At 57.3% G+C, this 22,799-nt stretch carries 24 protein-coding genes and 1 pseudogene; 9 read left to right on the forward strand and 16 right to left on the reverse strand.

Features of this window, described 5'->3' with window-relative positions; all coding sequences use genetic code 11:
• Window positions 1-2 precede the first annotated feature (2 nt).
• On the forward strand, window positions 3-1,094 hold the full coding sequence (locus IQ273_RS13550; RefSeq protein WP_228052986.1) for a calcium/sodium antiporter: 1,092 nt from the start codon (window positions 3-5) through the stop codon (window positions 1,092-1,094).
• 31 nt (window positions 1,095-1,125) lie between these two features.
• Complete coding sequence (locus IQ273_RS13555) at window positions 1,126-2,712, forward strand: Hsp70 family protein (protein WP_194023711.1); 1,587 nt, start codon at window positions 1,126-1,128, stop codon at window positions 2,710-2,712.
• A gap of 32 nt (window positions 2,713-2,744) precedes the next feature.
• Here IQ273_RS13555 and IQ273_RS13560 read toward each other — a convergent pair whose 3' ends face one another.
• Both IQ273_RS13560 and IQ273_RS13565 read right to left on the reverse strand, forming a co-directional pair.
• A complete protein-coding gene (locus tag IQ273_RS13560; protein ID WP_194023712.1) occupies window positions 2,745-3,122 on the reverse strand; it encodes a hypothetical protein in 378 nt (125 codons plus the stop codon).
• Between the two features lie 11 nt (window positions 3,123-3,133).
• A complete protein-coding gene (locus IQ273_RS13565) occupies window positions 3,134-4,027 on the reverse strand; it encodes a TIGR02587 family membrane protein (protein WP_194023713.1) in 894 nt (297 codons plus the stop codon).
• 564 nt (window positions 4,028-4,591) lie between these two features.
• On the opposite strand from IQ273_RS13565, the gene IQ273_RS13570 reads away from it, so the two are divergent.
• Together IQ273_RS13570 and IQ273_RS13575 are read left to right on the forward strand one after the other, a co-directional pair.
• Window positions 4,592-5,704 carry a glycosyltransferase family 4 protein gene (locus IQ273_RS13570; protein ID WP_194023714.1) on the forward strand — a complete coding sequence of 371 codons (1,113 nt, stop codon included), beginning with the start codon at window positions 4,592-4,594 and terminating at the stop codon, window positions 5,702-5,704.
• A gap of 127 nt (window positions 5,705-5,831) precedes the next feature.
• Window positions 5,832-8,144 carry an amylo-alpha-1,6-glucosidase gene (locus tag IQ273_RS13575; protein ID WP_194023715.1) on the forward strand — a complete coding sequence of 771 codons (2,313 nt, stop codon included), beginning with the start codon at window positions 5,832-5,834 and terminating at the stop codon, window positions 8,142-8,144.
• Window positions 8,145-8,248: 104 nt separating this feature from the next.
• On the opposite strand, the gene rbsK is transcribed toward IQ273_RS13575, so the two are convergent.
• Both rbsK and IQ273_RS13585 read right to left on the reverse strand, forming a co-directional pair.
• On the reverse strand, window positions 8,249-9,196 hold the full coding sequence (gene rbsK, locus IQ273_RS13580) for a ribokinase (protein ID WP_194023716.1): 948 nt from the start codon (window positions 9,194-9,196) through the stop codon (window positions 8,249-8,251).
• 69 nt (window positions 9,197-9,265) lie between these two features.
• Complete coding sequence (locus tag IQ273_RS13585) at window positions 9,266-9,535, reverse strand: hypothetical protein (protein WP_194023717.1); 270 nt, start codon at window positions 9,533-9,535, stop codon at window positions 9,266-9,268.
• A 216-nt stretch (window positions 9,536-9,751) separates the two neighbouring features.
• On the opposite strand from IQ273_RS13585, the gene IQ273_RS13590 reads away from it, so the two are divergent.
• Both IQ273_RS13590 and IQ273_RS13595 read left to right on the forward strand, forming a co-directional pair.
• Window positions 9,752-11,167: a NupC/NupG family nucleoside CNT transporter gene (locus IQ273_RS13590; RefSeq protein ID WP_194023718.1), complete on the forward strand. Its 1,416-nt coding sequence runs from the start codon at window positions 9,752-9,754 to the stop codon at window positions 11,165-11,167.
• A 405-nt stretch (window positions 11,168-11,572) separates the two neighbouring features.
• The gene (locus tag IQ273_RS13595) at window positions 11,573-12,754 is read left to right on the forward strand and encodes an S-layer homology domain-containing protein (protein ID WP_194023719.1); all 1,182 of its coding nucleotides are present in this window, start codon (window positions 11,573-11,575) and stop codon (window positions 12,752-12,754) included.
• 29 nt (window positions 12,755-12,783) lie between these two features.
• Here the strand turns inward: IQ273_RS13595 and IQ273_RS13600 are convergent, their stop codons facing one another.
• Complete coding sequence (locus IQ273_RS13600; protein WP_194023720.1) at window positions 12,784-12,927, reverse strand: hypothetical protein; 144 nt, start codon at window positions 12,925-12,927, stop codon at window positions 12,784-12,786.
• A 10-nt stretch (window positions 12,928-12,937) separates the two neighbouring features.
• On the opposite strand from IQ273_RS13600, the gene IQ273_RS13605 reads away from it, so the two are divergent.
• Complete coding sequence (locus IQ273_RS13605; RefSeq protein WP_194023721.1) at window positions 12,938-13,579, forward strand: TraX family protein; 642 nt, start codon at window positions 12,938-12,940, stop codon at window positions 13,577-13,579.
• Window positions 13,580-13,685: 106 nt separating this feature from the next.
• Here IQ273_RS13605 and IQ273_RS13610 read toward each other — a convergent pair whose 3' ends face one another.
• From IQ273_RS13610 to IQ273_RS35775, 11 genes and pseudogenes are all read right to left on the reverse strand, one after another.
• Window positions 13,686-13,850 carry a hypothetical protein gene (locus IQ273_RS13610; RefSeq protein ID WP_017296515.1) on the reverse strand — a complete coding sequence of 55 codons (165 nt, stop codon included), beginning with the start codon at window positions 13,848-13,850 and terminating at the stop codon, window positions 13,686-13,688.
• 240 nt (window positions 13,851-14,090) lie between these two features.
• Window positions 14,091-14,558, reverse strand: a complete 468-nt coding sequence (locus tag IQ273_RS13615) for an SH3 domain-containing protein (protein ID WP_194023722.1) — start codon at window positions 14,556-14,558, stop codon at window positions 14,091-14,093.
• A gap of 74 nt (window positions 14,559-14,632) precedes the next feature.
• Window positions 14,633-16,153: an AAA family ATPase gene (locus IQ273_RS13620; RefSeq protein ID WP_194023723.1), complete on the reverse strand. Its 1,521-nt coding sequence runs from the start codon at window positions 16,151-16,153 to the stop codon at window positions 14,633-14,635.
• A 4-nt stretch (window positions 16,154-16,157) separates the two neighbouring features.
• Window positions 16,158-16,667, reverse strand: coding sequence for a DUF177 domain-containing protein (locus tag IQ273_RS13625; RefSeq protein ID WP_194023724.1), 510 nt, complete (start codon window positions 16,665-16,667; stop codon window positions 16,158-16,160).
• A gap of 88 nt (window positions 16,668-16,755) precedes the next feature.
• On the reverse strand, window positions 16,756-17,265 hold the full coding sequence (locus IQ273_RS13630; protein WP_194023725.1) for a R3H domain-containing nucleic acid-binding protein: 510 nt from the start codon (window positions 17,263-17,265) through the stop codon (window positions 16,756-16,758).
• A 3-nt stretch (window positions 17,266-17,268) separates the two neighbouring features.
• Window positions 17,269-18,420, reverse strand: coding sequence for a membrane protein insertase YidC (gene yidC, locus IQ273_RS13635; protein WP_194023726.1), 1,152 nt, complete (start codon window positions 18,418-18,420; stop codon window positions 17,269-17,271).
• A gap of 108 nt (window positions 18,421-18,528) precedes the next feature.
• Complete coding sequence (locus IQ273_RS13640; protein WP_194023727.1) at window positions 18,529-18,924, reverse strand: PH domain-containing protein; 396 nt, start codon at window positions 18,922-18,924, stop codon at window positions 18,529-18,531.
• Complete coding sequence (gene rnpA / locus IQ273_RS13645) at window positions 18,911-19,288, reverse strand: ribonuclease P protein component (protein ID WP_194023728.1); 378 nt, start codon at window positions 19,286-19,288, stop codon at window positions 18,911-18,913. The genes IQ273_RS13640 and rnpA overlap by 14 nt, the downstream gene beginning before the upstream one ends.
• Before the next feature lie 116 nt (window positions 19,289-19,404).
• Entirely contained in the window at window positions 19,405-19,542 is a 138-nt protein-coding gene (gene rpmH, locus IQ273_RS13650) for a 50S ribosomal protein L34 (protein ID WP_072015962.1), read from the reverse strand.
• Between the two features lie 56 nt (window positions 19,543-19,598).
• Entirely contained in the window at window positions 19,599-20,174 is a 576-nt protein-coding gene (locus IQ273_RS13655) for a DUF2808 domain-containing protein (RefSeq protein WP_194023729.1), read from the reverse strand.
• A gap of 132 nt (window positions 20,175-20,306) precedes the next feature.
• Window positions 20,307-20,432: pseudogene (locus IQ273_RS35775) on the reverse strand (IS256 family transposase); the annotation flags it as partial.
• Between the two features lie 305 nt (window positions 20,433-20,737).
• Between IQ273_RS35775 and IQ273_RS13665 the strand changes: the two are divergent.
• Together IQ273_RS13665 and IQ273_RS13670 are read left to right on the forward strand one after the other, a co-directional pair.
• Window positions 20,738-22,201: a BCD family MFS transporter gene (locus tag IQ273_RS13665; RefSeq protein WP_194023730.1), complete on the forward strand. Its 1,464-nt coding sequence runs from the start codon at window positions 20,738-20,740 to the stop codon at window positions 22,199-22,201.
• Between the two features lie 2 nt (window positions 22,202-22,203).
• The coding region (locus tag IQ273_RS13670; protein WP_194023731.1) for an inositol monophosphatase family protein at window positions 22,204-22,799 on the forward strand (596 nt) is incomplete at its 3' end.

Raw genomic sequence — 22,799 nt, forward strand, 5'->3', positions numbered from 1 at the left:
GGCTGTTACTGGTGGGGGCCGAGTCCCTGGTGCGGGGGGCGGCCAAACTGGCTGGATTGTTAGGCATTTCGCCCCTGATCATCGGCCTTACCATTGTGGCTTACGGCACTAGCGCCCCCGAGCTAGCGGTCAGCGTGCAGTCTACCCTGGCGGGCCAGGGCGATATTGCTCTGGGCAACGTGATTGGCAGCAACATTTTTAACGTGCTGGTGATTTTAGGACTGTCGTCGCTGGTGGCTCCGCTGCCGGTGGCTCAGCAGCTAATTCGGCTAGATGTGCCGATTATGGTGGGTATTTCGGGGCTGCTGCTGCTGTTTTCCCTCGATCGCGTTCTGCAGCCCAGCGACGGCATTATTTTGCTGCTGGGCAGCGTGGTCTACACCCTATTTTTGGTCTACCAAAGCCGTAAAGAAACCAATGCTGAGGTGCAGTCCGAGTACGAGCGCGAGTATGGCTCGACCTCGGTGGGCCGCCTGGCCTGGATGATTAACCTCGCCTACATGGGTGTTGGGCTGGTAACTCTGGTGGGCGGATCGCGGCTGTTTGTCAGCGGGGCGGTGAGCATTGCCCAATCGCTGGGCGTGAGTCAGCTGGTGATTGGGCTGACCATTGTGGCGGCGGGCACATCACTGCCAGAACTAGCGACCTCGGCGGTAGCTACTCTCCGGGGCGAGCGCGACATTGCCGTGGGTAACGTGGTGGGCAGCAATATTTTTAACATTCTGACCGTGCTGGGGATAACGTCAATATCATCGGGGTCAGGGATTCCCATTCCCAATGCGGTGCTGAATTTTGACCTGCCGGTCATGCTAGCGGTAGCGCTGGCCTGCCTGCCCATTTTTCTGACCGGCAATGTAATTTCGCGCTGGGAGGGTGGTTTGTTCAGCGGCTACTACGTGGCTTACACCGCCTTCCTGATTTTGCGGGCCGCAGACCATGAAAGCCTGGGGCTGTTTAGCCGGGTCATGCTGTTGTTTGTGATCCCGCTGACGGTGATTACCCTGGCGCTCGTGGTGATGAAGTGGTGGCCCCATAAATCGCAGGCCACGGTGGATAAGACCGATACCCTTCCTAGCGATACCCACTCCCGGTAGGATTAAAAGCTATGTCGTTGCGCCTGCACCCATGGCTATTGCGGTTGATTTTGGCACCAGTAATACCGTCATTGCTCGCTGGAACCCGGCGACAGAAAGCCCGGAGACGCTGGCTCTGCCGGGGCTAAGTTCGCAGTTGCAGGGTGTGCCCCCTCTGGTGCCCAGCCTGGTTTATGTGGAAAAACCCCAGGCCGATGGCGTAGTCGTGGGGCAGGCGGTGCGCGATCGCGGTCTTGACATTACCGCCGACCCCCGGTTTTTTGCCAATATCAAGCGGGGTATTGGCGCACCTTTGCAGGGCTTTTTGCCAGAGATCGATGGGCAGGCGCTGAGCTTTGAGCAGCTAGGGGAGTGGTTTTTGCGATCGCTGCTCACCCAGGTGCGCCAAGTTGCCGGAGACGACGACAGCCTGGTGCTAACGGTGCCAGTAGACAGCTTCGAAGCCTATCGCCTCTGGCTGGGGGATGTGGCGATCGCCCTCGACTTTAGCCAGGTGCGGCTGATTGATGAACCGACTGCCGCCGCCCTGGGCTACGGGTTGAGCGGGGAGCAAACTCTGCTGGTGCTCGATTTTGGCGGCGGCACCCTCGATTGGTCGCTGGTGCGACTGGTGGCCCCGGCCCGGCAGCCTGTCGGGTTTTTGCTCAAGTGGCGCGGGCAGGGTAACGCGCAAACCAGCACCCAAAAGCCGGAAGTGGCGAGGGTGCTGGCCAAAGCCGGAGAAAACCTGGGCGGAGCCGACATTGACCAGTGGCTGATGGCGCACTTTCAAACTCAGGGCGTGCCCGATGGGCCGGTGGTGCAGCGACTGGCAGAGCGACTGAAGATTGCGCTGTCAACGCAAACCGAGGCAGCAGAAGCCTACTTTGATGACGAAACCTTTGACACCTACGACCTGGCCCTCACCCGCGACCAGTTCGAGGCCATTCTCAGCCAAAATCAGTTTTTTGAGCGGCTGGAAAAAGGGCTGGCCCAGGTGGTGCAGCAGGGCCAGCGCCAGGGGGTAGACCAGGATGCGATCGATGCGGTGCTGCTGGTGGGCGGCACGGCCCAAATACCGGCATTGCAGCGGTGGGTGATAGAGCGGTTTGGGGCCGAGAAGGTGAGGTGCGATCGCCCCTTTGAAGCCGTCGCCCAGGGCGCACTGCAAATTGCCCAGGGCCTAGCGGTCGAAGACTTTCTCTACCACAGCTACGGCATTCGCTACTGGGACCGGCGCAACAACCGCCACGGCTGGCACTCAATTTTGCCCCAGGGGCAGCCCTATCCAATGGTCCAGCCGGTGGAGCTAACCCTGGGCGCTTCGGTGGAAAAGCAGCCCAGCATTGAGCTAATCGTGGGCGAGCTGGGGGCCGCCAGTACCCAAACCGAGGTGTACTTCGAGAACGGTCGCCTGGTAACGCGCCAGCTGGGCGGCGATGCCCCCTCGGTGCAGCCGCTAAACGACCGGGAGGGCGCACGCACGATCGCTCAGCTCGACCCGCTGGGGTTTCCCGGCAGCGATCGCGTCCGGGTGCTGTTTCGAGTCGATGGCGATCGGCTGCTGCGAATTACGGTAGAAGATATTTTGACCGGCAATACCCTATTGGATAATCAGCCGGTCGTGCGGCTGAACTAACTCCACAAGGCTGGCCTCACACTGTATGGCCCTTAGGGCTCCTGGTAGCTAACGACCCGCACGATCGCAGCGGCTGGCTCCTGGCTGAAAATCAGGACACTTTCCGCGTCAGAGCGGGCGGGGACAAAATCGAAGGTAGTGGTGGCAGTTTCTTCGGTATTGGCGGTCTCTAGCGTGCCTTCGACGGTAACCTGAGTGGCGGTGGCGTCACCTTCATTTTGGATGGTAACGGGTAGGTAGTACTGGTTGTTTGAGGTTCGCACCTGGCCCCGTTTTACCGTAAACTCAGCGGGCTTGAGCGACGGTTGGAGCCAGAGCGATATCACGGTGCCCACTACGCCGGCCAACAAGGTTAGCGAAATGCCCAGGGAAATCCATTCGGCTCGATTGCGGATAGGCTGTTCGGTCATAGGGGTATCGGTTACATCGCCAAGCGGCCTGCGGCTCCGCCGATGGTGGAGGGTAGCCCGAGTACGATCATATAGCTTATCCACTGATTGACCGGGTCACCAATGCGAATGACCTGAAACAGCCACAGCATGAGTAGAGAGATGGCTAGCGAAATCAGATAGGAGGCCAACGTCTCGCTGATGGGGCCTTGAAAGAAGCCGGGCTGCGATCGCCGCCGCCGCTGACCACCAAAATTGGCGGCAAACACAATAATGTACGACAGCAGCAGCGAACTAGCCATAATCAAGAGCAGCCGCACGGGCGATAGCGAGCTGGCAATCATCGGAATTTCGTCGGTAGGGGCAATGGAAGCCCCGACGATGATGGCCCCCAGTAGCGCCGCCCCCGCATCGGACAAGGTGCTTCGCCAGGCGCGCTTGTGCCAGTGATGATCTACGATCGACCCTTCGGAGCCATCGCGTTTGGAGGTCGAGTCAGCGTCGTCGCCGTTGGTTTTGAGCAGAATGTTGTTGGCAATGCCCACCCCAATCGCAAAGGGCAAACACAAGGTAATCACTTTACCCAAAATGGCGTCCACCCCGATCTCAAAGCGGAGGATGCCTATCAACGTTAGGCTCAGGGCAGCGGCGAATAGCGCGATCGCCAGTCCTTCGGCACTTTCAGCCAAAATTTGAGCGTAGCTACGGGGCTGCTGGGCGCGAAACCCACCTTTAATGTTAAGCAGCACCAGAGACAGGTAGGCAATACATAAAATCAGCATCATGCGCGGTGGGGAGGTAAAGTTGCCCTTCCACCAGACCTCCATGGTGTAGAGAAAGGGCGCACCAAACAGAAATGCCCCGGCAATGCCGCGCATGAGGTCATCCAGTTCGGTCCGCCACTCATGGGCTTTAGGTCGTGCCATTGATCGCCTCAGTCGTACCTAATTTTAGCGAATTCGGGCTTTCTTCAGACGACAAAGTGGCTACTATAGCCGCAGGAAGCACGACTGAAACCCTGTTCTGAGAGCAGCCGTGACGCCAATCTATGCCTAAGGATATGCTTCTTTGGGTACTGGATGTGGCACTAGCAAAGATGAGTCAAGTAATTAAGGTGGTATGCTACCTGAGTCGCTGCCCTGATTGTCTCCACCGCTGCCTAAAAGCTATTGTCGCTGCAGCCCTTTAAGTAGGCAGAAATTAAGTAGGCAAAAACCCGGAACAGTTTTTTAAATCCTGAGGCTTAAAAATCTATGAGGTCTGCCTTTGGGAGCAGAGCTTACCACTTTTGAATGGTTTTTAACGCCATAGTCTCAATCTCCCTCTGAAGATAAACCCACATTTTTTTTAGATAGTCAATGCTGTAGTCAGCCTTGATCAAAGCTGCAATCGATTGTTTTACCGGGTCTACTAGTAGGCCCATCTTTAGCAGACTCAATTTTTATTTCACTACACGTTATCGACTAGCTGAGCTAGTTTGAGAGGATTTTATGCGAATAGCACAGGTTACTCCTTTATGGGAGCAAGTGCCGCCATCAGCCTACGGCGGCACGGAGATGATTGTCAGTTTATTGACGGAAGAACTGGTGCGGCTTGGGCACCAGGTGACACTGTTTGCAACGGGTGATTCAGAAACATCGGCCCGGCTGGTGCCTGGCTGCGATCGCGCCCTGCGCCCCCTTGGGGTATTGCCACCCGACTATAAGCGCTACGAGCAGCAGCAGCTGGTCAAGATCTTTGCTATGGCCCATGAATTTGATGTTATTCACTGCCACGTGGGGGCAGCGGCACTGCCCTACGCCCAGCGCAGCCAGACCCCAGTGGTGCACACGCTGCATTTACCCTTTACCCCCCGCTGTGAGCAGCTCTTTAGTCAGCACCGGCAGCAAAATTTAATCAGTATTTCTAATGCCCATCAACGGCCCGAACTAGAGCTGAACTATGTGGCGACGGTCTACAACGCGATCGCCGTAGAGCAGTTCACTTTTTACCCCCAGCCAGAACAGCCGCCCTACCTGGTCTTTTTGGGGCGCATGTCAGAGGCCAAAGGCCCCCACCGGGCGATCGAAATCGCCAAGCGCAGCGGCCTGCCGCTCAAAATGGCGGGCAAAGTCAGCTTTGAAGAAAAAGACTTTTTTGAGGCCCAGGTCGCTCCGCAAATCGATGGGGAGCAAATTCAGTTTTTTGGCGAAGTTAGCCAGTCCCGCAAAAAAGAGCTGCTCGGCAAGGCCACCGCTACGCTATTTCCTATTTCCTGGCCAGAACCCTTTGGCCTGGTGATGGCTGAGTCGATGGCCAGCGGCACCCCAGTGATTGCTATGGCCCTAGGCTCGGCCCCAGAAATTGTGATCGACGGTAAGACCGGCTTTTTGTGCCACAGCGTTGATGACGGCGTAGAGGCGGTGACGCGCATTGACCGCATTAGTCGTCAAGCCTGCCGCGACCATGTCGCCCTTAACTTTGGCGTAGAGCGCATGGTGAATGGTTACGAGGCCGTATACCGGCAGGTGCTGGGCGATCGCGCTGAGCGCACCTATCGGCTGCAAACTCCCAGGGCCAATCTACGACCTAGGCGACCAGAACCCGTCAAAGCTACCCTATAGACCACCTGCGGTTTTAACCTCAGTGGAGTGGAGTGGTGGGTCTAACCGGGATGGGGGATGAGTAGGATATGCGGTTAATTCCCCCACCCTTGACCTCAACGCAACCAGGTTTGTAAGCAGCATAACTATGAGTGACTTGTCTAATCAAAATCAGCTGGGGTTTGACTCAGCCGCAGAATCTCTCCACATTGTGGAACTCGGCGGGCGCACCTTTGCCCCCGCCCAGCAGGTGCCGGTGCCAGAATGGCCCTACACCGCCATCAAGCGGCAGCAGCCCACGCTGACCCTGAAGGGCAACGATTTATTTTTGATTACCGATACCCTGGGCAACGTGGTTGGCTGTGAGGAGACTCAAGTCACCTCCAGCATGGGATTGTTTTGCCGAGACACTCGGTTTCTCAGTCGGTTAGAACTACAGTTTGAAGGGCAGCCGCCGCTTTTACTCAGCAGTACCGCCCAGCAGGGGTTCGCCCTCTCGGCCCTGTGTGCCAATCCCTATATTCCTGGCAACGAGAACCATAACGAAATTCGCGCCGAGACCATTGGCATTCAGCGGGATCTGGTGCTGCAAGGGGGGCTGTTTGAGGAACTCACCTTGACCAACTACAGCACTGAACCTGTCGAGTTTGAGTTGAGCATTAGCTTTGACGCTGATTTTGCCGATCTATTTGAAATTCGAGGTCAGGTGCGAGAGCAGACCGGGACACTGCTGCGCCCGGTGAAGCTGGCGGCGGAGTCAGGCTCCGTCTTCAACAACGGCCACTTCAGCGGCGATGGCAAAGAACTCACCCTGGCCTATCAAGGGGTTGACCGGCTGCTGATGGAGTCGAGACTTCAGTTTTATCTGCGATCGCCCGATCGGTTTGAGGGCTACACAGCGATCTGGCGGGTGGCGCTGCGGCCCCACGCTACTGAGGTGTTGGGCTACCGCCTACAGCCCTTCTTAGACAATCAGCCGTGGTCATCGGTCAACATTCCGGCGACGCTGGGCCAGGCCGTGGCGGCAGAAACCATGGCAGAGCAGCGCTGGCGCGAGGGAGTAACCTCTATTCGCACCGACAATAGCGCCCTCAACCAAATCATTGAGCGAGCCGAGCAGGATATCTACCTGCTGGGACAGACCTTTGGGGAGAGCAAAGTGCTCTCGGCGGGCGTACCGTGGTTTTCGACGCTGTTTGGCCGCGATTCGATCATTGCGGCGATGCAAACCCTGATCTTTGACCCCGCCCTGGCCCGCCAAACCTTAACCGTGCTGGCTCAGTACCAGGGCCAACAGCACAATGACTGGCGCGAAGAAGAGCCGGGCAAAATTCTCCACGAGCTGCGGTTGGGCGAAATGTCGCGCAGTGGCGAGGTGCCTCACACCCCCTACTACGGCACAGTCGATGCTACCCCTCTGTGGCTGGTGCTCTACGCTGACTACTATGCCTGGAAGGGCGATCGCGCCCTGCTCGAAGACCTATGGCTCAACGCCCTGGCCGCCATGGACTGGATCGATCGCAGCAGCGAAAAAACCGGCTACGTTACCTACCACTGCCAGTCGCCAGGGGGCTTGGTCAACCAGGGCTGGAAAGATTCGGTCGACTGCATTGTCGATGCGGCGGGCAAGCTGGCCGAAGGGGCGATCGCGCTCTCAGAAGTGCAGGGCTATGTCTATGCTGCCAAAACGCGCCTGGCCCCGCTGGCCGACCTCATGCAGCGTCCCGACCTGCGCGATCGCTGGCAGGCCGAGGCCCACGATCTAAAAGAGCGCTTTGAGCGCGACTTTTGGCTACCAGAGCAGGGCTACGTGGCCCTCGCCCTCGACGGTCAGGGCCAGCCGGTCGACAGCATTACCTCCAACCCAGGGCACTGCTTGGGAATGGGCATTCTTTCGCCCGAAAAAGCTCACAGCGTGGCCGAACGGCTACAGGCCCCCGATATGTTTTGCGGCTGGGGCATTCGCACTCTCAGCAGCAGTTCCCCAGCCTACAACCCGATGGGCTACCACATCGGCTCGGTGTGGCCCCACGACACCGGCATGATTGCCGCCGGGCTCAGGTCGCTGGGCTATATCGATCAGGCTCTCGAAATTGCCCAGGGCATTTTTGATATGACCGTTGTACAGCCCTATCAGCGTCCGCCCGAGCTATTTTGCGGCTTTGAGCGCACCCCCAACAGTCGGCCCGTGCGCTATCCGGTGGCCTGTTCTCCCCAGGCCTGGGCCACTGGCACCATGTTTCAAATGCTGCAAACTATGGTGAACCTGGTGCCCGATGCGGCCAATAACTGCCTGCGCATTGTGCAACCTACCCTGCCTGCCTCGGTAAGCTATATGGCGATCAACAACTTTAAGGTGGGGCAAACCCTGCTCGATCTAGAGTTTGAGCGATCGCAGGAGGCCACCGCCTGTCGAGTGGTGCGTAAGCGAGGCAACCTGAGGGTGGTGATTGAGGTTTAAGGTTTAAGGTGTACGGTTCACGGTCGGCCTTAAACCCTACACCTTGAACCCTGAACCCCTACAAGAAACCCCACTAAATCTGTCATTCTTAGCGTGGCAGACGACTAGGGATGCTTGAGACCAATCAGCAGGGCCGCTACCTGCGATCGCTCCGGCATTGACCCCTGTGCCCCCGACACCATCACCGAGGCAGCAGCGACGGCGCTGGCAAACTGCACCGCCTCCTCCAGGTCCATTCCCTCAGCCAGGGCCACGGCCAGGCCGCCATTAAAGGCATCTCCCGCCGCTACGGTGTCGATCGCATTGACCGGTAGGGCTGACTGATGAAAACTGTGGTCTTCTGTAGCAACCACGGCCCCCTGGCTGCCCAGCTTTACGACTGCGATGGCCACTCCCCGCTGCACAAGGCGGCAAGCGGCGGCTGTCGCTGTGGGAATGTCGGTAATGCTCATCCCCGTCAGTTGACTCGCCTCAATCTGGTTAGGGGTGAGAATATCTATCGCTTTAAAGAACTCAGCGGGTAGATCGCCACGGACCGGGGCCGGGTCGACGATGACAGTCACTCCCTGAGCCTGGGCCGCGTTGGCGGCAGCTATCACGGCGGGCAGCGGCACCTCAAACTGTAGTAAGAGGCTGTCGCCCGGTCGCAGTCGGGCCACCAGCCGATCGACATCTTGATCGTCCACGCGGCCGTTGGCCCCTGACACCACCACAATGGTGTTGTGGCCAGAGTCATCGACGGCGATCGCCGCCACCCCCGTTGGTGCCCCAGCATCGACCATCACCCCGCTGGCATCTACTCCAGCGTTCTGCAAACCGTTCAGCAGCTGCTGGCCAAAGGCATCTTTTCCAACCCGCCCGACCATAGCTACCGCAGCCCCCAGGCGAGCCGCCGCCACCGCCTGATTAGCCCCCTTGCCGCCGGGCAGGGTCTTAAAGTCGGTACCCAAAATCGTTTCTCCCGGCTGGGGCAGGCGCGGCGTGCGGCAGACCAAATCCATGTTGAGGCTGCCAAACACGTGAAGGGTCTTGGGTTGAGGGTTAACGATCATGGGTAACGGCATTTGAACATTTGAACGTTCAAACGGGTCTGAATAGAGAAGTGCCTGGGCCAAACTATCTTAAAACAGGTCGCCGTCATCATTGTCGAGGCTGTTGTAGGGCGACGGAGGTCGATCGCTGCTCCAGGCCCACCAGGGGGTAGCGCACTCGCCACAGTGGTAAAACTCCTGCCATTTGCGGCGGTGGTCGGCTCCGTAGACCGGCGATCGGCGGTTGATCCAGACCGCTTTGGCCTGGCGGCTCTCGGCTCCGCACTGAGGGCAGCAAAACTGGGTGGCGTGGGTGGCCGACTGAGCCCAATCGGGCGGAAAAGGGGAAAAAGCTTCCATGGTGTGAGGCGGGGGGGCAGTTCCATTATGGGGCAGTCTGGAAGGAAGGTTTTAGGTTTTGGGTTTTAGGGCTACGGTTCGCGGTTCCGCTTTATACATTGCATCTATCCCCTTCCCTTGGATTAAGTTCTGGAACGGCATGATTCGCTGGCGGCGTTCTTCGGCATAATCGGTGGCAGACTCGTAACTTTGGGCCAAAAGGAGAATGGGCACGCGATGGCACTGCGTTTAATTTCGCTGCTGGGGATTTTTGGTCTTTGCTTTATTGCCTGGTTGGGTTCAGAAGATCGGCGGCAGGTGCCGTGGCGACTGATTCAGTGGGGCATTGGTATTCAGCTGTTGGTGGGGGTGCTGATTTTTTTGCTGCCCTTCACCCGTGAGGTGGTGGTGTGGCTAAGCTCAATTCTCAATGCCCTGATCGATGCGTCTGACGCCGGGGCGCGGTTTTTGTTTGGCCCTATTTTTGTGCCCGACTTTAATCAGTCGGTTGGCCCTGCCGGGGCCGGTCGCTGGATTGCTCGCGCCCTGACGCCGCCGTTTACCGCTATACCCGGCGATCGCCTGGGAGCCGACAATCTCAATCTGGGCTATATTTTTGCCTTTAGGTCGCTGCCTCAGGTGGTGTTTTTTGCCGCTATTTTTGCGCTGCTGTACAACCTGGGGGTGGTGCAGCCCATTGTGCGGGTGTTCGCCCGCTTCTTTCGCTGGGCTATGAATATCAGCGGGGCCGAGGCGCTGGCGGGGGCGGCAAATATTTTTGTCGGCATTGAGTCTGCGATCGCCATCAAGCCCTTTCTAGAGCGCATGACCCGCAGCGAGCTGTGCGCCATTTTGGCCTCTATGTTTGGCTCTATTGCCTCCACGGTGTTGGGGCTCTATGCTGGCTACCTGCGGCCGGTCTTTCCCTCCATTGCAGGGCACCTGATGTCGGCCTCGGTGCTGACGATTCCAGCGGCCTTTGTGCTGGCCAAGATTTTGGTGCCTGAGCAAGACATGCCCGAGACTCTGGGCAAAGTGCCTGCCATTGAAATGGCCGATGATGAGCGCAAAAGCCCTATGGATAGCCTCATCCTCGGTGCCCTCGACGGGGTCAAAATGGCCGTAGGCATCGTGGCCGCGCTGATCGCTATTCTGGGCCTGATTGCCCTCCTTGACCTGGTGTTTGCCAATCTGGCCTCGCTGGCCACCAGCGAGGTGGCGCTGTGGCGAGTGATTGGCCAGGTGTTTAGCGTCATCACGCTGCAAAACATCATGGGAGCGTTGTTTTTGCCCCTCACCTTTCTCACGGGGGTTTCGCTCGACTGGCCCGAACTGTGGCTGTCGTCACAGCTAATTGGTCGCCGCCTGCTCGAAACAGCGATTCCACCCTATATTGGTCTGGCCAATGCGTCAGCAGCGGGAACTCTGAGCGATCGCGCCCTGGTGATTGTCAGCTACGTGCTTTGTGGCTTTGCCCACCTGCCCTCGGTTGGTATCTTCGTCGGCGGCCTCACCGGCATTGTGCCCTCCCGCCGCAAAGACATCAGCGAAGTCGCCTGGAAAGCCCTTTGGGCCGGTACCCTCGCCACTCTGATGACCGGCTGTGTGGCCGGTATCTTTTTCTATGAAGGGGCCGCCGTACTAGGCCAATAGACAATCTCGTTGGGCGTTAGCGCCGCCGTACCGGCGGCTATATGGCTATTTGCCCAGTGGGGGACTTTTTGGTTGAGAAATGACTATAACCCAGTTGGGCAGCGCTGTAGGCCAACCGAAAAACCAATCGCTAGAGTTTTTTTGTAATTGCAAGAAAATCTCTAATTTAGGCTCAATTTGGCTATTTATTAAGGATTTGCAAAGATCGAATAGGCGTTGCGTAAAGGGGCTATAAATCCGCAACACAAGGAGTTTTAGCTCGTCTCTGGAGATTAGCAATCATCAGTACCCTGATTTCGGTCGATAACGCGGAAAAACTGCGGAAGTCGCTGACTTAGCGGAGCTGTAGGAGTGGTTATATACCATCACCATTGCACACAAACGACTCTACGGGGAATGAACGAGATGACTCAAACTAACTGGGCCAAACTGCTGCGTTTAGCGCCTCTCTCAGCTGTTTTAGCGACCCTAGCTCTTGGTAGCGGGGCCGCGATCGCCCTAGCAGGTGAGCTATCTGGCGGTCCTATTCAAAATTTTGACTGGCTCAAAGACGAAGCGTTATTAGACCAGGCCCTAGAGGCTGCCCACACCAAAGACGACGACGACGACGATGACGATGACGATGATGACGACGACGTAGAATCGGGCGAAGTTATCTATCAGCGCCGCACCACCACCACCACTACCATCAACCAGGTCAGCTTTAGCGACATTTCAACGAACTACTGGGCTAGCGACTTTGTCTATCGCTTATCTGCCATCAATGTCGTCAGCGGTTTTCCGAGCGGTAGTTTTTTGCCGTCGAATAGCCTGACCAAAGCCCAGTATGCCGCAATGGTTGCTCAGGCATTTGATCAACCTGCCACTCGCCAGATTGTCGCCCTGCGCAATGTCTCCAGCAATTACTGGGCCTACAGAGCCATTCAGAAAGCCTACACCATGGGCTTTTTGGATATTTCTAACGGAGCTTTTGACACCGACGCTTCCATGACCCGCTTAGATATGCTGGTGATGTTGGCCAGGGGGCTCAACATTACTGAAGTGACCTCAGGCCAGTCGGTCGATAGCCTGCTGAGCATTTTTAGCGACGCCAGCCAAATTCCTAGTCAGTATCGCGTCGTGATTGCGGCGCTGGTAGAGCGAGGCATTTTGGTAAACTACCCTACCCTTACCGAGCTAAATCTGTTTGAAGTCGTTTCGCGCTCGGAAGCCTGTGGCTTTGTCTATCAGGCGCTCGCCTACCTGGGCAAGGTCGAAACCATCGAGTCGGCCTACATTGTCAATAGCACCAATGTTTCTAGCCTTACTGAAACCATTACCACGACCGAAACCACCTCTGACACCAGCGTGACTGAAGTGGGTAACGGCGACGATGACGATGACGATGGTGACGACGACGATGGTGATGACGACGACGATGATGGTGATGATGATGACGATGATGGTGATGATGATGACGACGACGATGACGGCAAGCAGGCCTGTAACCAGGGCATTGGCAACGGTGCCGAGGGCTGCGACCCCGGCAACTCGCGTCCCCACGGCGGCAGCAATGATGAGGGTGGCCGCACCCCCGGCAACCGCTAAGCCGCTATCTCAGTCCTTTTAAGCGTTGATCAAGGCGTCCTTCGGGGCGTCTTTTTTTGCGCTTGCCCGTGCTGATGCGATCGCATGATCCACTCCAGGCTGTGGTCTAGCCCCCCGCCAGTGGCCCGCTCCTTGTCGCTGTGGTACACCAGAAGGGCTGAGCAGGAAACCACAGTGCCGCCCATGCGAAACCCATCTCCCTGGGGGTTGACCAGCTACCACATCAAGCTTTTAGCGGCAGTAACCATGCTAGTCGACCACATCGGCGTGGTGTTTTTCCCCGGTGCGATTGGGCTTCGCATCATTGGGCGAATCAGCTTTCCGCTGTTTATCTGGCTGCTGGTGCAGGGCGAGGCGCACACCCGAGATATAGGGCGCTATGGCCTCAGGCTAGCGGCCTTAGGCGTGGTATCTCAACCGATCTACCAGCTAATTTTTAATACTACTCGGCTGAACATTTTATTTGAGCTGCTGGTAGGTTTGGTTTGTTTGCGCTTAGACCGCCAGTTTCCCAAGTTTCGAATTCCCATTTGGTTAGGTGGCGCAGGGCTGAGTGAACTGCTCAGCATGGGCTATGGCAGCTATGGCATCGCGCTGATCTTTCTCACCCGCTACTTTCGCCCTCGGCTGTCGTGGGCAATCGCCTGGGTGGGGTTTCACCTCATTTGGGCGTCAATAGGTGGGCCATTTCAGCTACCCGCGATCGTGGTGCCGCTGCTGTTTTGGCTAGCCAATGGCGAACGGGGGCCAAAAGCACGGTGGTTCTATGCCTTCTACCCAGGCCATCTAGCCCTTCTGTGGCTGATTCAGCTGTGGCTAACTTGATAGCTGAGGCTTGCTAACGCACTGTCTCATAACTAAACCACCCATTAGGGGCAACCATTGCGCCCACGATGGGTGGTCAAGGTAGTATTACGTCTCAGGCCAAGCTCTAAAGGAAGTGATCGATAGCTACGGCTGAAACAGCGGCGAAGGCCGTAATAGCTAAGCCCACCAGCGGGTTTTGTCCCTGGGCTACCGCAAAGGAGGTGATAATGCCAGCGCCTAGGGCCGCGATCGCCACAGAGCCAATCCAGTCTTTTTGTAGGTTATGCATGGGTGTATTTAAAAGCAGGATATAACGCAGGAGAATGAGGCCGCAGCTGTCAGAGAAACCACGTACCCAACCCAAAGATTAGGTTGCTTTTCAGACCTCACGCTATCACCCTGTCTTTCGTCAAAGCAGACCACACCGGGTAACTGATACCAAGCTTAAGGCTTAGTTAAATTAGTTAACATTTTCCCCAGGAAAGTAGCAGATGCGATCGCGAGAACAGCCTCAGCTTAGGGAATAGGATTACTCCGCTCGGCGAGTATTGCCCGCCTTGACCCAGCCTTCCTGACCGTTAGAGACCACCTGCACCTTGACCCAATCTTGATCGGCGGGTTCTTCGAGCACCACCACCGCTTCGTTGACGTCTACGCCCCCCACCTGGGGAAACTCGACCCCTGGGCCTTCACGCATGACCAACCCAATGGGCTGCACCACCACGGCCTCATAGGTACCGGGTTCAAGGGCGGGCTCAGGCGGCGGTTCTACCGCTGGGGTCGGCTCGGGAGCGGCCTCGGGAGCACCTTCGGGTGTGGCTTCAGGAGCGGCTTCAGACTCGGTCGGCATCTCATCGCCGTAGAGGGGTTTAGGCGGCAGCACCGAGAGACGTCCCATAAAGTAGCGGGCAGTGGCTACCCCAGCCATCGACAGCAAAATCAGGGCGATCGCAACGCCCAAAGTTAACTTAGATAGGCCAATGAAAAATCCTTTCATGGACGGAACCGGCCAAAAAATCGTTTACAGCTTGCTAATGGTACAGCACCCCCGCCCAATCGACATCGACCCTGTCAATCGGTATCGGGCAGAGTAGGGCGCAGCCTGGGGTCCAGGCCACTGCGAGAGGCCATTCGGGCTTTACCCGCTGCTGCCCAGGCCTGCAGGGCTTCGATTTGCTCTTGGGCGGTGCGGGCCAGGGGCACCATTTCGCTGGCGGCGGTCAGAACGTCGTCGGTGGTAAAGTCGCGGTTTTGGCTAAAGCCCAGGTGCATCGCTTCAACAATCGCCTGCTCGATTTCAGCCCCCGAAAAATCGGGGGTTTCGTAGGCCAATCGGGAAATGTCAAAGGTTTTGAGAGTGTGGGGCCGCAGACGGGAGAGATGTACCTCAAAAATAGCCTGGCGATCACTCTGGGTCGGCAGGCCGACAAAGAAAATTTCGTCAAAGCGTCCCCGCCGCAGCATCTCAGGCGGCAGTGCCTGAATATTGTTGGCGGTAGCGACCACAAACACTGGAGAGGTTTTCTCGGCCATCCAGGTAATGAAAGTACCAAAGACTCGGCTGGCGGTGCCTGAGTCGCCCCGACCATCCATGCCTGCAAAGGCTTTGTCGATTTCGTCAATCCACAGCACGCAGGGGGCCAAAGCTTCGGCCAGCTGAATCATCTGGCGGGTGCGGGCTTCAGACTCGCCTACCAAGCCGCCAAACAGTCTGCCCACGTCGAGCCGCAGCAGGGGCAGGTGCCAGTGGTGGGCGATCGCCTTAGCGGTCAGCGACTTGCCCGTGCCCTGAATGCCCAGCAGCAGCAGCCCGCGCGGGTGGGGCAGGCCGTACTGGCGCGCCTTTTCTGAAAACGCCGCCCCCCGCTTCAGCAGCCAGTCTTTGAGGTTATCCAAACCGCCGATGTCAGAGATTTGCTCCTTGGCGGGGTAGTAATCCAAAATTTGGGTCTGGCGAATGCTCTGGCGCTTTTCGTCAAGGATGAGGTCGAGGTCGTTGGGGTCAAAGGCCCCATGGTAGGCGATCGCCCGAGCCAGCACCCGCCGAATCCGCTCCAGCGATAGCCCCTGACAGGTGCGCACCACCTCTTCCAGCATGCCCGGCGGCAGGTTGGTACTAGTGGCGCTTAAAAGCTGCTGCACCTCTTGGCGAATGGCGGCAGCATCGGGCAGGGTAAACTCCAGCACCGTTACCGTTTCGCTCAGCTCATCGGGAATGCTGAGCTGAGCCGAGAGAATAATCAGGGTTTTGGGCTGAGCCTTGAGGCGGCGGGCCAGGTTGCGCAGCTTGCGAGAAATCGCAACGTCGTCTAAAAAGCGATGAAAGTCACGCAGCACAAACACCGCCGGGGCGGTAGCGGGCAGCTTTTCGACCAGTTCCAGCGCCTGCAATGGGTTGCGCTTGCCAAAGCCAGCATCGTTGAGGTTGCCCTGGTAGCCATCCACAAAGTCCCAGGTGTAGAGCGCCCGGTTGCCCTGTGCGGCTGCACAAGCGGCAATATCGGTCTCGGCCCGCTCTTCTTCGGCGGTGGCAATATAAACAATTGGGTAGCGGGCTCGAATTAGCAGCCCTAGCTCTTCGGTAAACCCCATGACCCTAGCTCTCCGGCTGCTGGAACTGCTGCTGAAGCTGGGCCAGGGCCGACCAGCGGTGATCTACAGGTTTAGCCTGAGCAGGCTTACCCACGTCAATGCCGGGGCAGTCTTCGTCACAGATCTGCGGCTGGGGTAGAGCTAAGCAAATTTGCTCGTAGAGCCAGGTTTCGGGGTAAAAGTGACCATTGGGGGGCAGGGTTTCGACTAGGTCGTCGACAGCTACCTCCCGCTCTAGGGGTAGGGTAGCGGGGTCTGGCTCATGTTCGAGCCAGATCAGCTCTTGGGGAGCAATGGCCACCCGGTGGTTATAGGTCTTCAGGCAGCGATCGCAGCTCAGCGTCACAATTGTGTTAGCTCTGGCTTTGACCTCTAAATAGGTACCTTGATGAATGACGGTCAGTTCTCCCCGCACGGGGGTCAAAGTCTCCAGATCGGCCAGATGCGTGTCTAGATCAACGGTGAGGGTCTTCTCAAGCCGCTGTAGCAGATGGGGTATATACACGTTGTCCATTGCTCATCCCTCCCATGGCTCGCGCTATCTCCAAGCCGTCTTGATACATTTGGTGCGGTGATTTTGGCTTGGTGGTTTTAGCCAGAGCCTAATTGTCAGCGTTGGGGGCCTGACCCGCCATACAAACGACCAGACGGCGATCGGGCTCCCGACCTCGACTGAAAGTGGCTAACCCCTCGTGGGCAGCCAAAAAATGGTGCATCTGACGCCGCTCGGCGGAGGACAGCCCCTGCATCTCGTACTCTTCACCACTGGCCAATACCCGCTCAGCCGCTTCGGCTGCCATAGTCTTGAGTTCTGCTAAGCGCTTGGCCCGATAACCCGCCAGCTCAATCGTGAAGGCCTGCTGCTCATCCTGACCCTTGCCCAAATTTAAGGTGGTATTCGCCAGGTACTGAATCGAGTCAAGTACTGCGCCGCCATCCCCAATCAGGGCCTGCACCTGCTCTGGTGACAACGGCTCTTCGGCGATCGTGAGCCAGCAGCTTTCGCCAGACTCATCTTCGACCGGGTGGGCGCTGACGGTAGAGGCCAACCCCTGCATGGTTAGCAGGTTAGTTAGCCAGTTCACGCCAGCGGTAGCAGCTTCAGTGACCATGGGTTATGCCTTTTTCTTTTTGCTGCGCCCAGGCTCAAAGGGCAGGGTCTTTCTATCGTCTTCGGCCTTGGTTTTGGTTTCGGCATCGACGATTTTTTGCAGGTTCTCAGGCAGCGGCTCCCGAGACAGGATGAAGGTTTGCAGGGTCTGAAAGATGTTGGCGATCAACATGTACATCAACACCCCGGCGGGCAGCGGAAAGAATAGGAACATGCCGGAGAAGATGATCGGCGTGAACTTATTTACCGCCGCCTGCTGAGAGTTGTCGGTGGTGGTAGCCCCCTGCCCTGAGAGCACCTGGTTGAGGTACAAGCTGGCCCCAAACCCCAGGATCATGATCAAAATATCCCAGTGAATAGCGCCATCATCGCCGGTTACACCGATACGGCCCAGGGCTTTGATAAACAGAAAGCCCTTGTTGGCAGCCAGACCAGGAGCCTGCGCCCGCACAGTGGCCTCACCAGGGGCCAGGGCGGTGATATGGCCCGCTTCATCCACCGAAATGACGTCATCGCCCTTGGTGACTTCCCAGCGGGGCTTAAAGCTGTCGATATCGTCGTTGTACTGAGTGACCAAAGACTCGATCGATTCGCCCTCGGCGGTTTGCAGGCGCACATCGGTCTTCTCGCCAACCACAAGCTTGTTGCCACCGGGCACGACCGCCGAGATGGGGAAGTGCGAACCGTCGGAGACATAGATTGCCTTAGGCGGGGTGGTAAACACCTGGGGCTGAATTTGCTCGATTTTCTCCTGGGGAAAGACCTGAACGTTGACGTCGTAGTTGATGTCAGCGAACGGCGACCCCCGCAGGGTGGCAAACAGGGCAAAGAGAATAGGCATTTGCAGCAGCACTGGAAAGCAGCCTGCCAAAGGGTTGCCAAACTCCTTATAAACCCCGCTCATCTCTTCTTGGAGTTTCGTGGGATTGTCTTTATAGCGCTCTTGGATTTCTTTGACGCGCTTTTGCATGAGGGGCTGGGCCACCTTCATGCGTCGCATATTGCGAATAGACCCAGCATTGAGCGGATACAGCGCAAACCGAATTACCAGGGTGAGGGCCACAATGGCCAACCCATAGCTGGGCACGATCCCGTAGAAAAAATCTAGGATCGGCAACATGATGTTGTTGGTCAGAAATCCAATTCCAAAATCCATGGGCACCTGAACCCTGCAACAGGGGATACTACATTAACTGCTCAGTTACCTAATCTACCCCATAGTCGGGGAGGCAAGCCGCCCGGTTGGTGGCGGATTGCCGTAGGTTCACACTTCGCCAACGGCACCGCTGGCGGCTTTGGCCTTGGGAGAAATGCGCTCGTTGATGTATTCGTAAACTTCCCGAAAGCGAGGCATAGAGCGCAGTTCTAGGCGACTGCCGTCTTTGAGGGTCACCACCATGTCTCCCCAGAGACCAACACCCCGAGGCACTGTGACAATCTTACTAATTTCGTTGTAAATCAGGTCGGTGCGATCGCGCCCCATCCAGCCGCCGGTCACCGAAATGCGTCGACTGGTGATGCGGTAGCGCAGCCATAGGGCACGGGTAATCGCCCCAACCGTGAGGGGAAGGCAAATAATAGTGAAGCCCAGCAGCACGTTGACGATTAAATCGCCAATGTGGGGACCGCCCTCATAGAACACATCCTCACGAATGCCCATGGATTACCTCTAGCTTGGTGAACAACTGCTCTAATTCTCGCAAAAATTCGTCATATTCGCACTGGGTGGCCTCAGGCTTGAGGTTAATCACGATCCAAAGGGAGGGGTCGAGACGGGGCAGCAGGGTTCTAAGGGCGGCGCGAACCTGGCGCTTGAGGCGGTTGCGCACCACCGCCCGCTTGTGCACTTTTTGGCTGATGACAATACCAATGCAGGGGCCATCGAGGCCAGGACTCTTCTCGCTATGGGCAGCGGGCAGCGACCAGACCCGCATAATCAGATGGGCCGAAACGGCTTTTTTGCCCTGCCGATAGACCTGAGAAAACTGCCGCGATCGCCGCAGTCGGTTGTGTTTGGGTAGCACGGCCTAACCCCTAGCATCTCAATAGTATTTCTATAAACAGCAATAGCCCTGGAGCTTTTGGTAGCCCCAGGGCCAAAATGCTTGCCGCCCACGGTTTGAACTATCCCCCAGTGGGGCTAGACGGCGAGCTTAGCGCGTCCCTTGCGGCGACGAGCCTTGATCACGTTTTGGCCGGTGTGGGAGCGCATACGAGCGCGAAACCCGGAAGTTCGCTTCTGCTTGCGGTTGGTGCCCTCTAAGGTGCGCTTACTCATGGCGTTGCCTGTTGCTGATAAAAAGTCACAGTCTACTACGGTAGCACAAACTACGACTAACGGCGCTGATTGGTGTCAGAGGCAATTTCCATGGGCCACGTGCCAGCGTACTGGTTAATCACATCGCCCTGGTACATCACGCGCAGGTTGAAGTAGTGGTAGCCGTAGCGGCGGGGGTTGCGAACGTCGGAGAGCACCAATACCAGGTTGGTGTTGGCAGGAATGGGCTCTTCTGGAATGATTTCAATCCGGTTTTCATCTTCATACAGATCGACCACCTTCAGCGGAATGGCCTCTCCGCCGCGCCAGTCCCCGCTGCGAAGCTCAATTTTGTTAGGGTCGATGCGGCCACCAATTTCGGTAAAGGTGTCGGGATAGTCAACTTCAAGCGAAATAACATCGCGGGGCAGTTTGGTCCGCATGATGTTGAGGTAGTAGCGGGCGTTGGTGCTGTACGGGGTGTTGAAATCGATCAGGTAGCCGAGGCGATACTCGGGTTCGACGCCGCCAAAGATGGTTAACCCGGTTTGAGCCTGGGTGGGCTGGGGTAGCGCCGTACTGAGGCCCACGGCAGCGGCCACAGCGGCCAGCCCCAGAGCGGCAAATTTCAGCGATTGCTTAAGGGATGTCATGGTGTACCTCCAATGAAAACTATCTGGCCGGGTAGCTTGGGGCAACCAATCTAGGCCACTCATTACAATACTCCCGGCGATTTAGAGTAGCACTCTGGTCTGTGCCAGTGGTGCAACCGGGTTGTCCTTTCTTTTGAGAAACAGCCGTGGCAGCAGTTCCTCTACACTACTGGCACGTTTCAAGTAAGGCGGCAGCAGGATGGAGTTAAATTTGAGGCCGCTGCCACTGCGATCCTGCACCTTGCCCGGCGTCTTCAACTATGTCTGAACCTGCTGTTTAGACCCTGCGATACAACTACTCCGATTAGCGCCAACTCAAATATTTGGCTTTTTTTGCCTGATTATGCGGCACGAAACGGAAATATCCCCGGCAACAAGCCTCTCAGCTTAAAACTGTCAAAATCACAAACTTTAGGTTGACTGGCGTTGGCTACGATGCCTGGCAGATGAGCCTGCCAGAGTTGGTTTTGCGCCCGGCTAATTAGGGTCTAATGTATTACTATCCGCTGTAGGCTTTGCGGTTGTTTGGTTAGGCTTTTTTGTAACGATCTCTACAACGACCTATGACTAGCCCCGATGTCTCGCCTTCGGCTTCTGGCTCATCGGCCACCCCCAAGCCCAACCTCGGCATTTTGACCATGCTGCGGCTAGGGGTGTTTAACATGGGTCTGGGCATTATGTCGCTGCTCACCCTGGGAGTGCTCAATCGAGTGATGATTGAAGAACTGCGGGTGCCAGCGCTGGTGGCGGCGGGCGCGATCGCAGTGCATCAATTCATGGCTCCGGCCCGCGTGTGGTTTGGCCAAATGTCGGACTCGCGGCCCATTTTTGGCTACCACCGCAGCGGCTACATTTGGTTGGGCATTGGTACAGTGGCGGTGACGGCGTTTTGCGCCCTACAGGTGGTGTGGCAAATCGGCGATCGCATTGCCGAGGCAGGCTGGGGGCCAGCGGTGTACCCCTGGGTGGGGCTGCTGGGGCTGCTGTTTGCGGTCTACGGGCTGGCGCTGAGTGCTACCTCGACCCCGTTTACGGCGCTGCTGGTGGATGTGTCGGACGAAGATTCGCGATCGCGCCTGGTGGGCATTGGTTGGGCCATGCTGATGGTCGGCATCATCACCGGGGTGATTATCACCTCCATTGTGCTCAAGCCGATTGGGCTAGATGCGCCAATCGAGCAGGTGCAGTCACTAGTGAACCGTCTATTTGTGATTGCCCCGGCGGTGGTCTGCGTCCTGGCCTTTCTCAGTACGGCAGGCATCGAGAAAAAGTACTCTCGGCTCAAAAGTCGATCTGCCCTTAGAAACAGGGAAGACAGCCTTACCCTGGGTCGCGCCCTCAAAGTGCTTACCGCCAGCCGCCAGACGGGGCTGTTTTTTACCTTTTTGCTGGTGCTTAGCCTCAGCCTGTTCATGCAGGATGCCGTGCTGGAGCCCTACGGCGGCGAAGTGTTTGGCATGACCATTGCCGAAACCACCCAGCTCAATGCCGCCTTTGGCATGGGTACGCTGCTGGGCATCATTACTACCGGCTGGCTGGTGGTACCCCGCATTGGCAAAAAGCGTACGGTGGTAGTGGGCTGTACCTGGGCGGCAGTGTGTTTGCTGGGCATTACCCTATCGGGGCTGACGGGCAATCCGTCGGTGCTACTGACGGCGGTATTTTGCTTTGGCATTGCCTCTGGCATTCTCACCCTGGGGGCGATCGTGCTAATGCTGGACTTAACCGTAGCCGAGACGGCGGGCACTTTTATTGGGGCCTGGGGGCTGGCTCAGGCGATCGCCCGGGGCAGTGCCACAGTCCTTGGCGGCGGCGTGTTAGACCTGGGCCGCGCCATCCTTAGAGCCTTTGGCAGCACAGGGGAAGTGGGCCAGCCCCAAGCATTTTTGGCCTACGGGCTGGTGTTTACCCTCCAGGCGGTAGGCATGATGATTGCGATTTGGCTGCTCAGCCGGGTCGATATTCAAGAATTTCAGGCCAACGCCAAGGCGGCGATCACCGCTGCATTGGAAAGCGATATGGACTAGGCATGGCGGTACAAAACTTTTGGGATCAGGTGTTGGCCTTTGCCGAGGCCACAACCAAAACCGTGGGACAAAAGCTGCTCGAAGACTTTGGTCAGGTGCAGGCCGATCTGAAGGCCGATGGCAGCTTGGTTACGAGGTGCGATCGCTGGTCCGACGACACCATTCGCGCCGCCATTGGTGAAAAATTCCCCGACCACGGCGTGCTCAGCGAAGAGGTCGAGCACATCTTTCCCGCCACCGACTGGTGCTGGATTATTGACCCCATTGACGGCACCACCAACTTTACTCGCGGCATTCCGGTCTGGGGCATTTCGCTAGGGCTGCTGTACCGAGGTGTGCCGGTGTTTGGCTACGTGGCCATGCCGCCCCTGGGGCAATCTTTCTACGGCTACTGGACAGGAGATAGCGGGCTGGAGATGCCCAGTGGAGCCTACTGCAACGGTCGCCCAATTCACAGCAGCGAGGCCACCCCCGACAAAACGCAGTTCTTTAGCCTCTGCGCCCGCAGCACCTCGGTGCTGGAGAATCCCTTTCCCTGCAAGATTCGCATGCTGGGATCGGCGGCCTACAACCTACTACTGGTGGGGGCGGGCTGGGC

The sequence above is a fragment of the Nodosilinea sp. LEGE 07298 genome, from assembly GCF_015207265.1.
In the GTDB taxonomy this organism is placed as follows: domain Bacteria; phylum Cyanobacteriota; class Cyanobacteriia; order Phormidesmidales; family Phormidesmidaceae; genus Nodosilinea.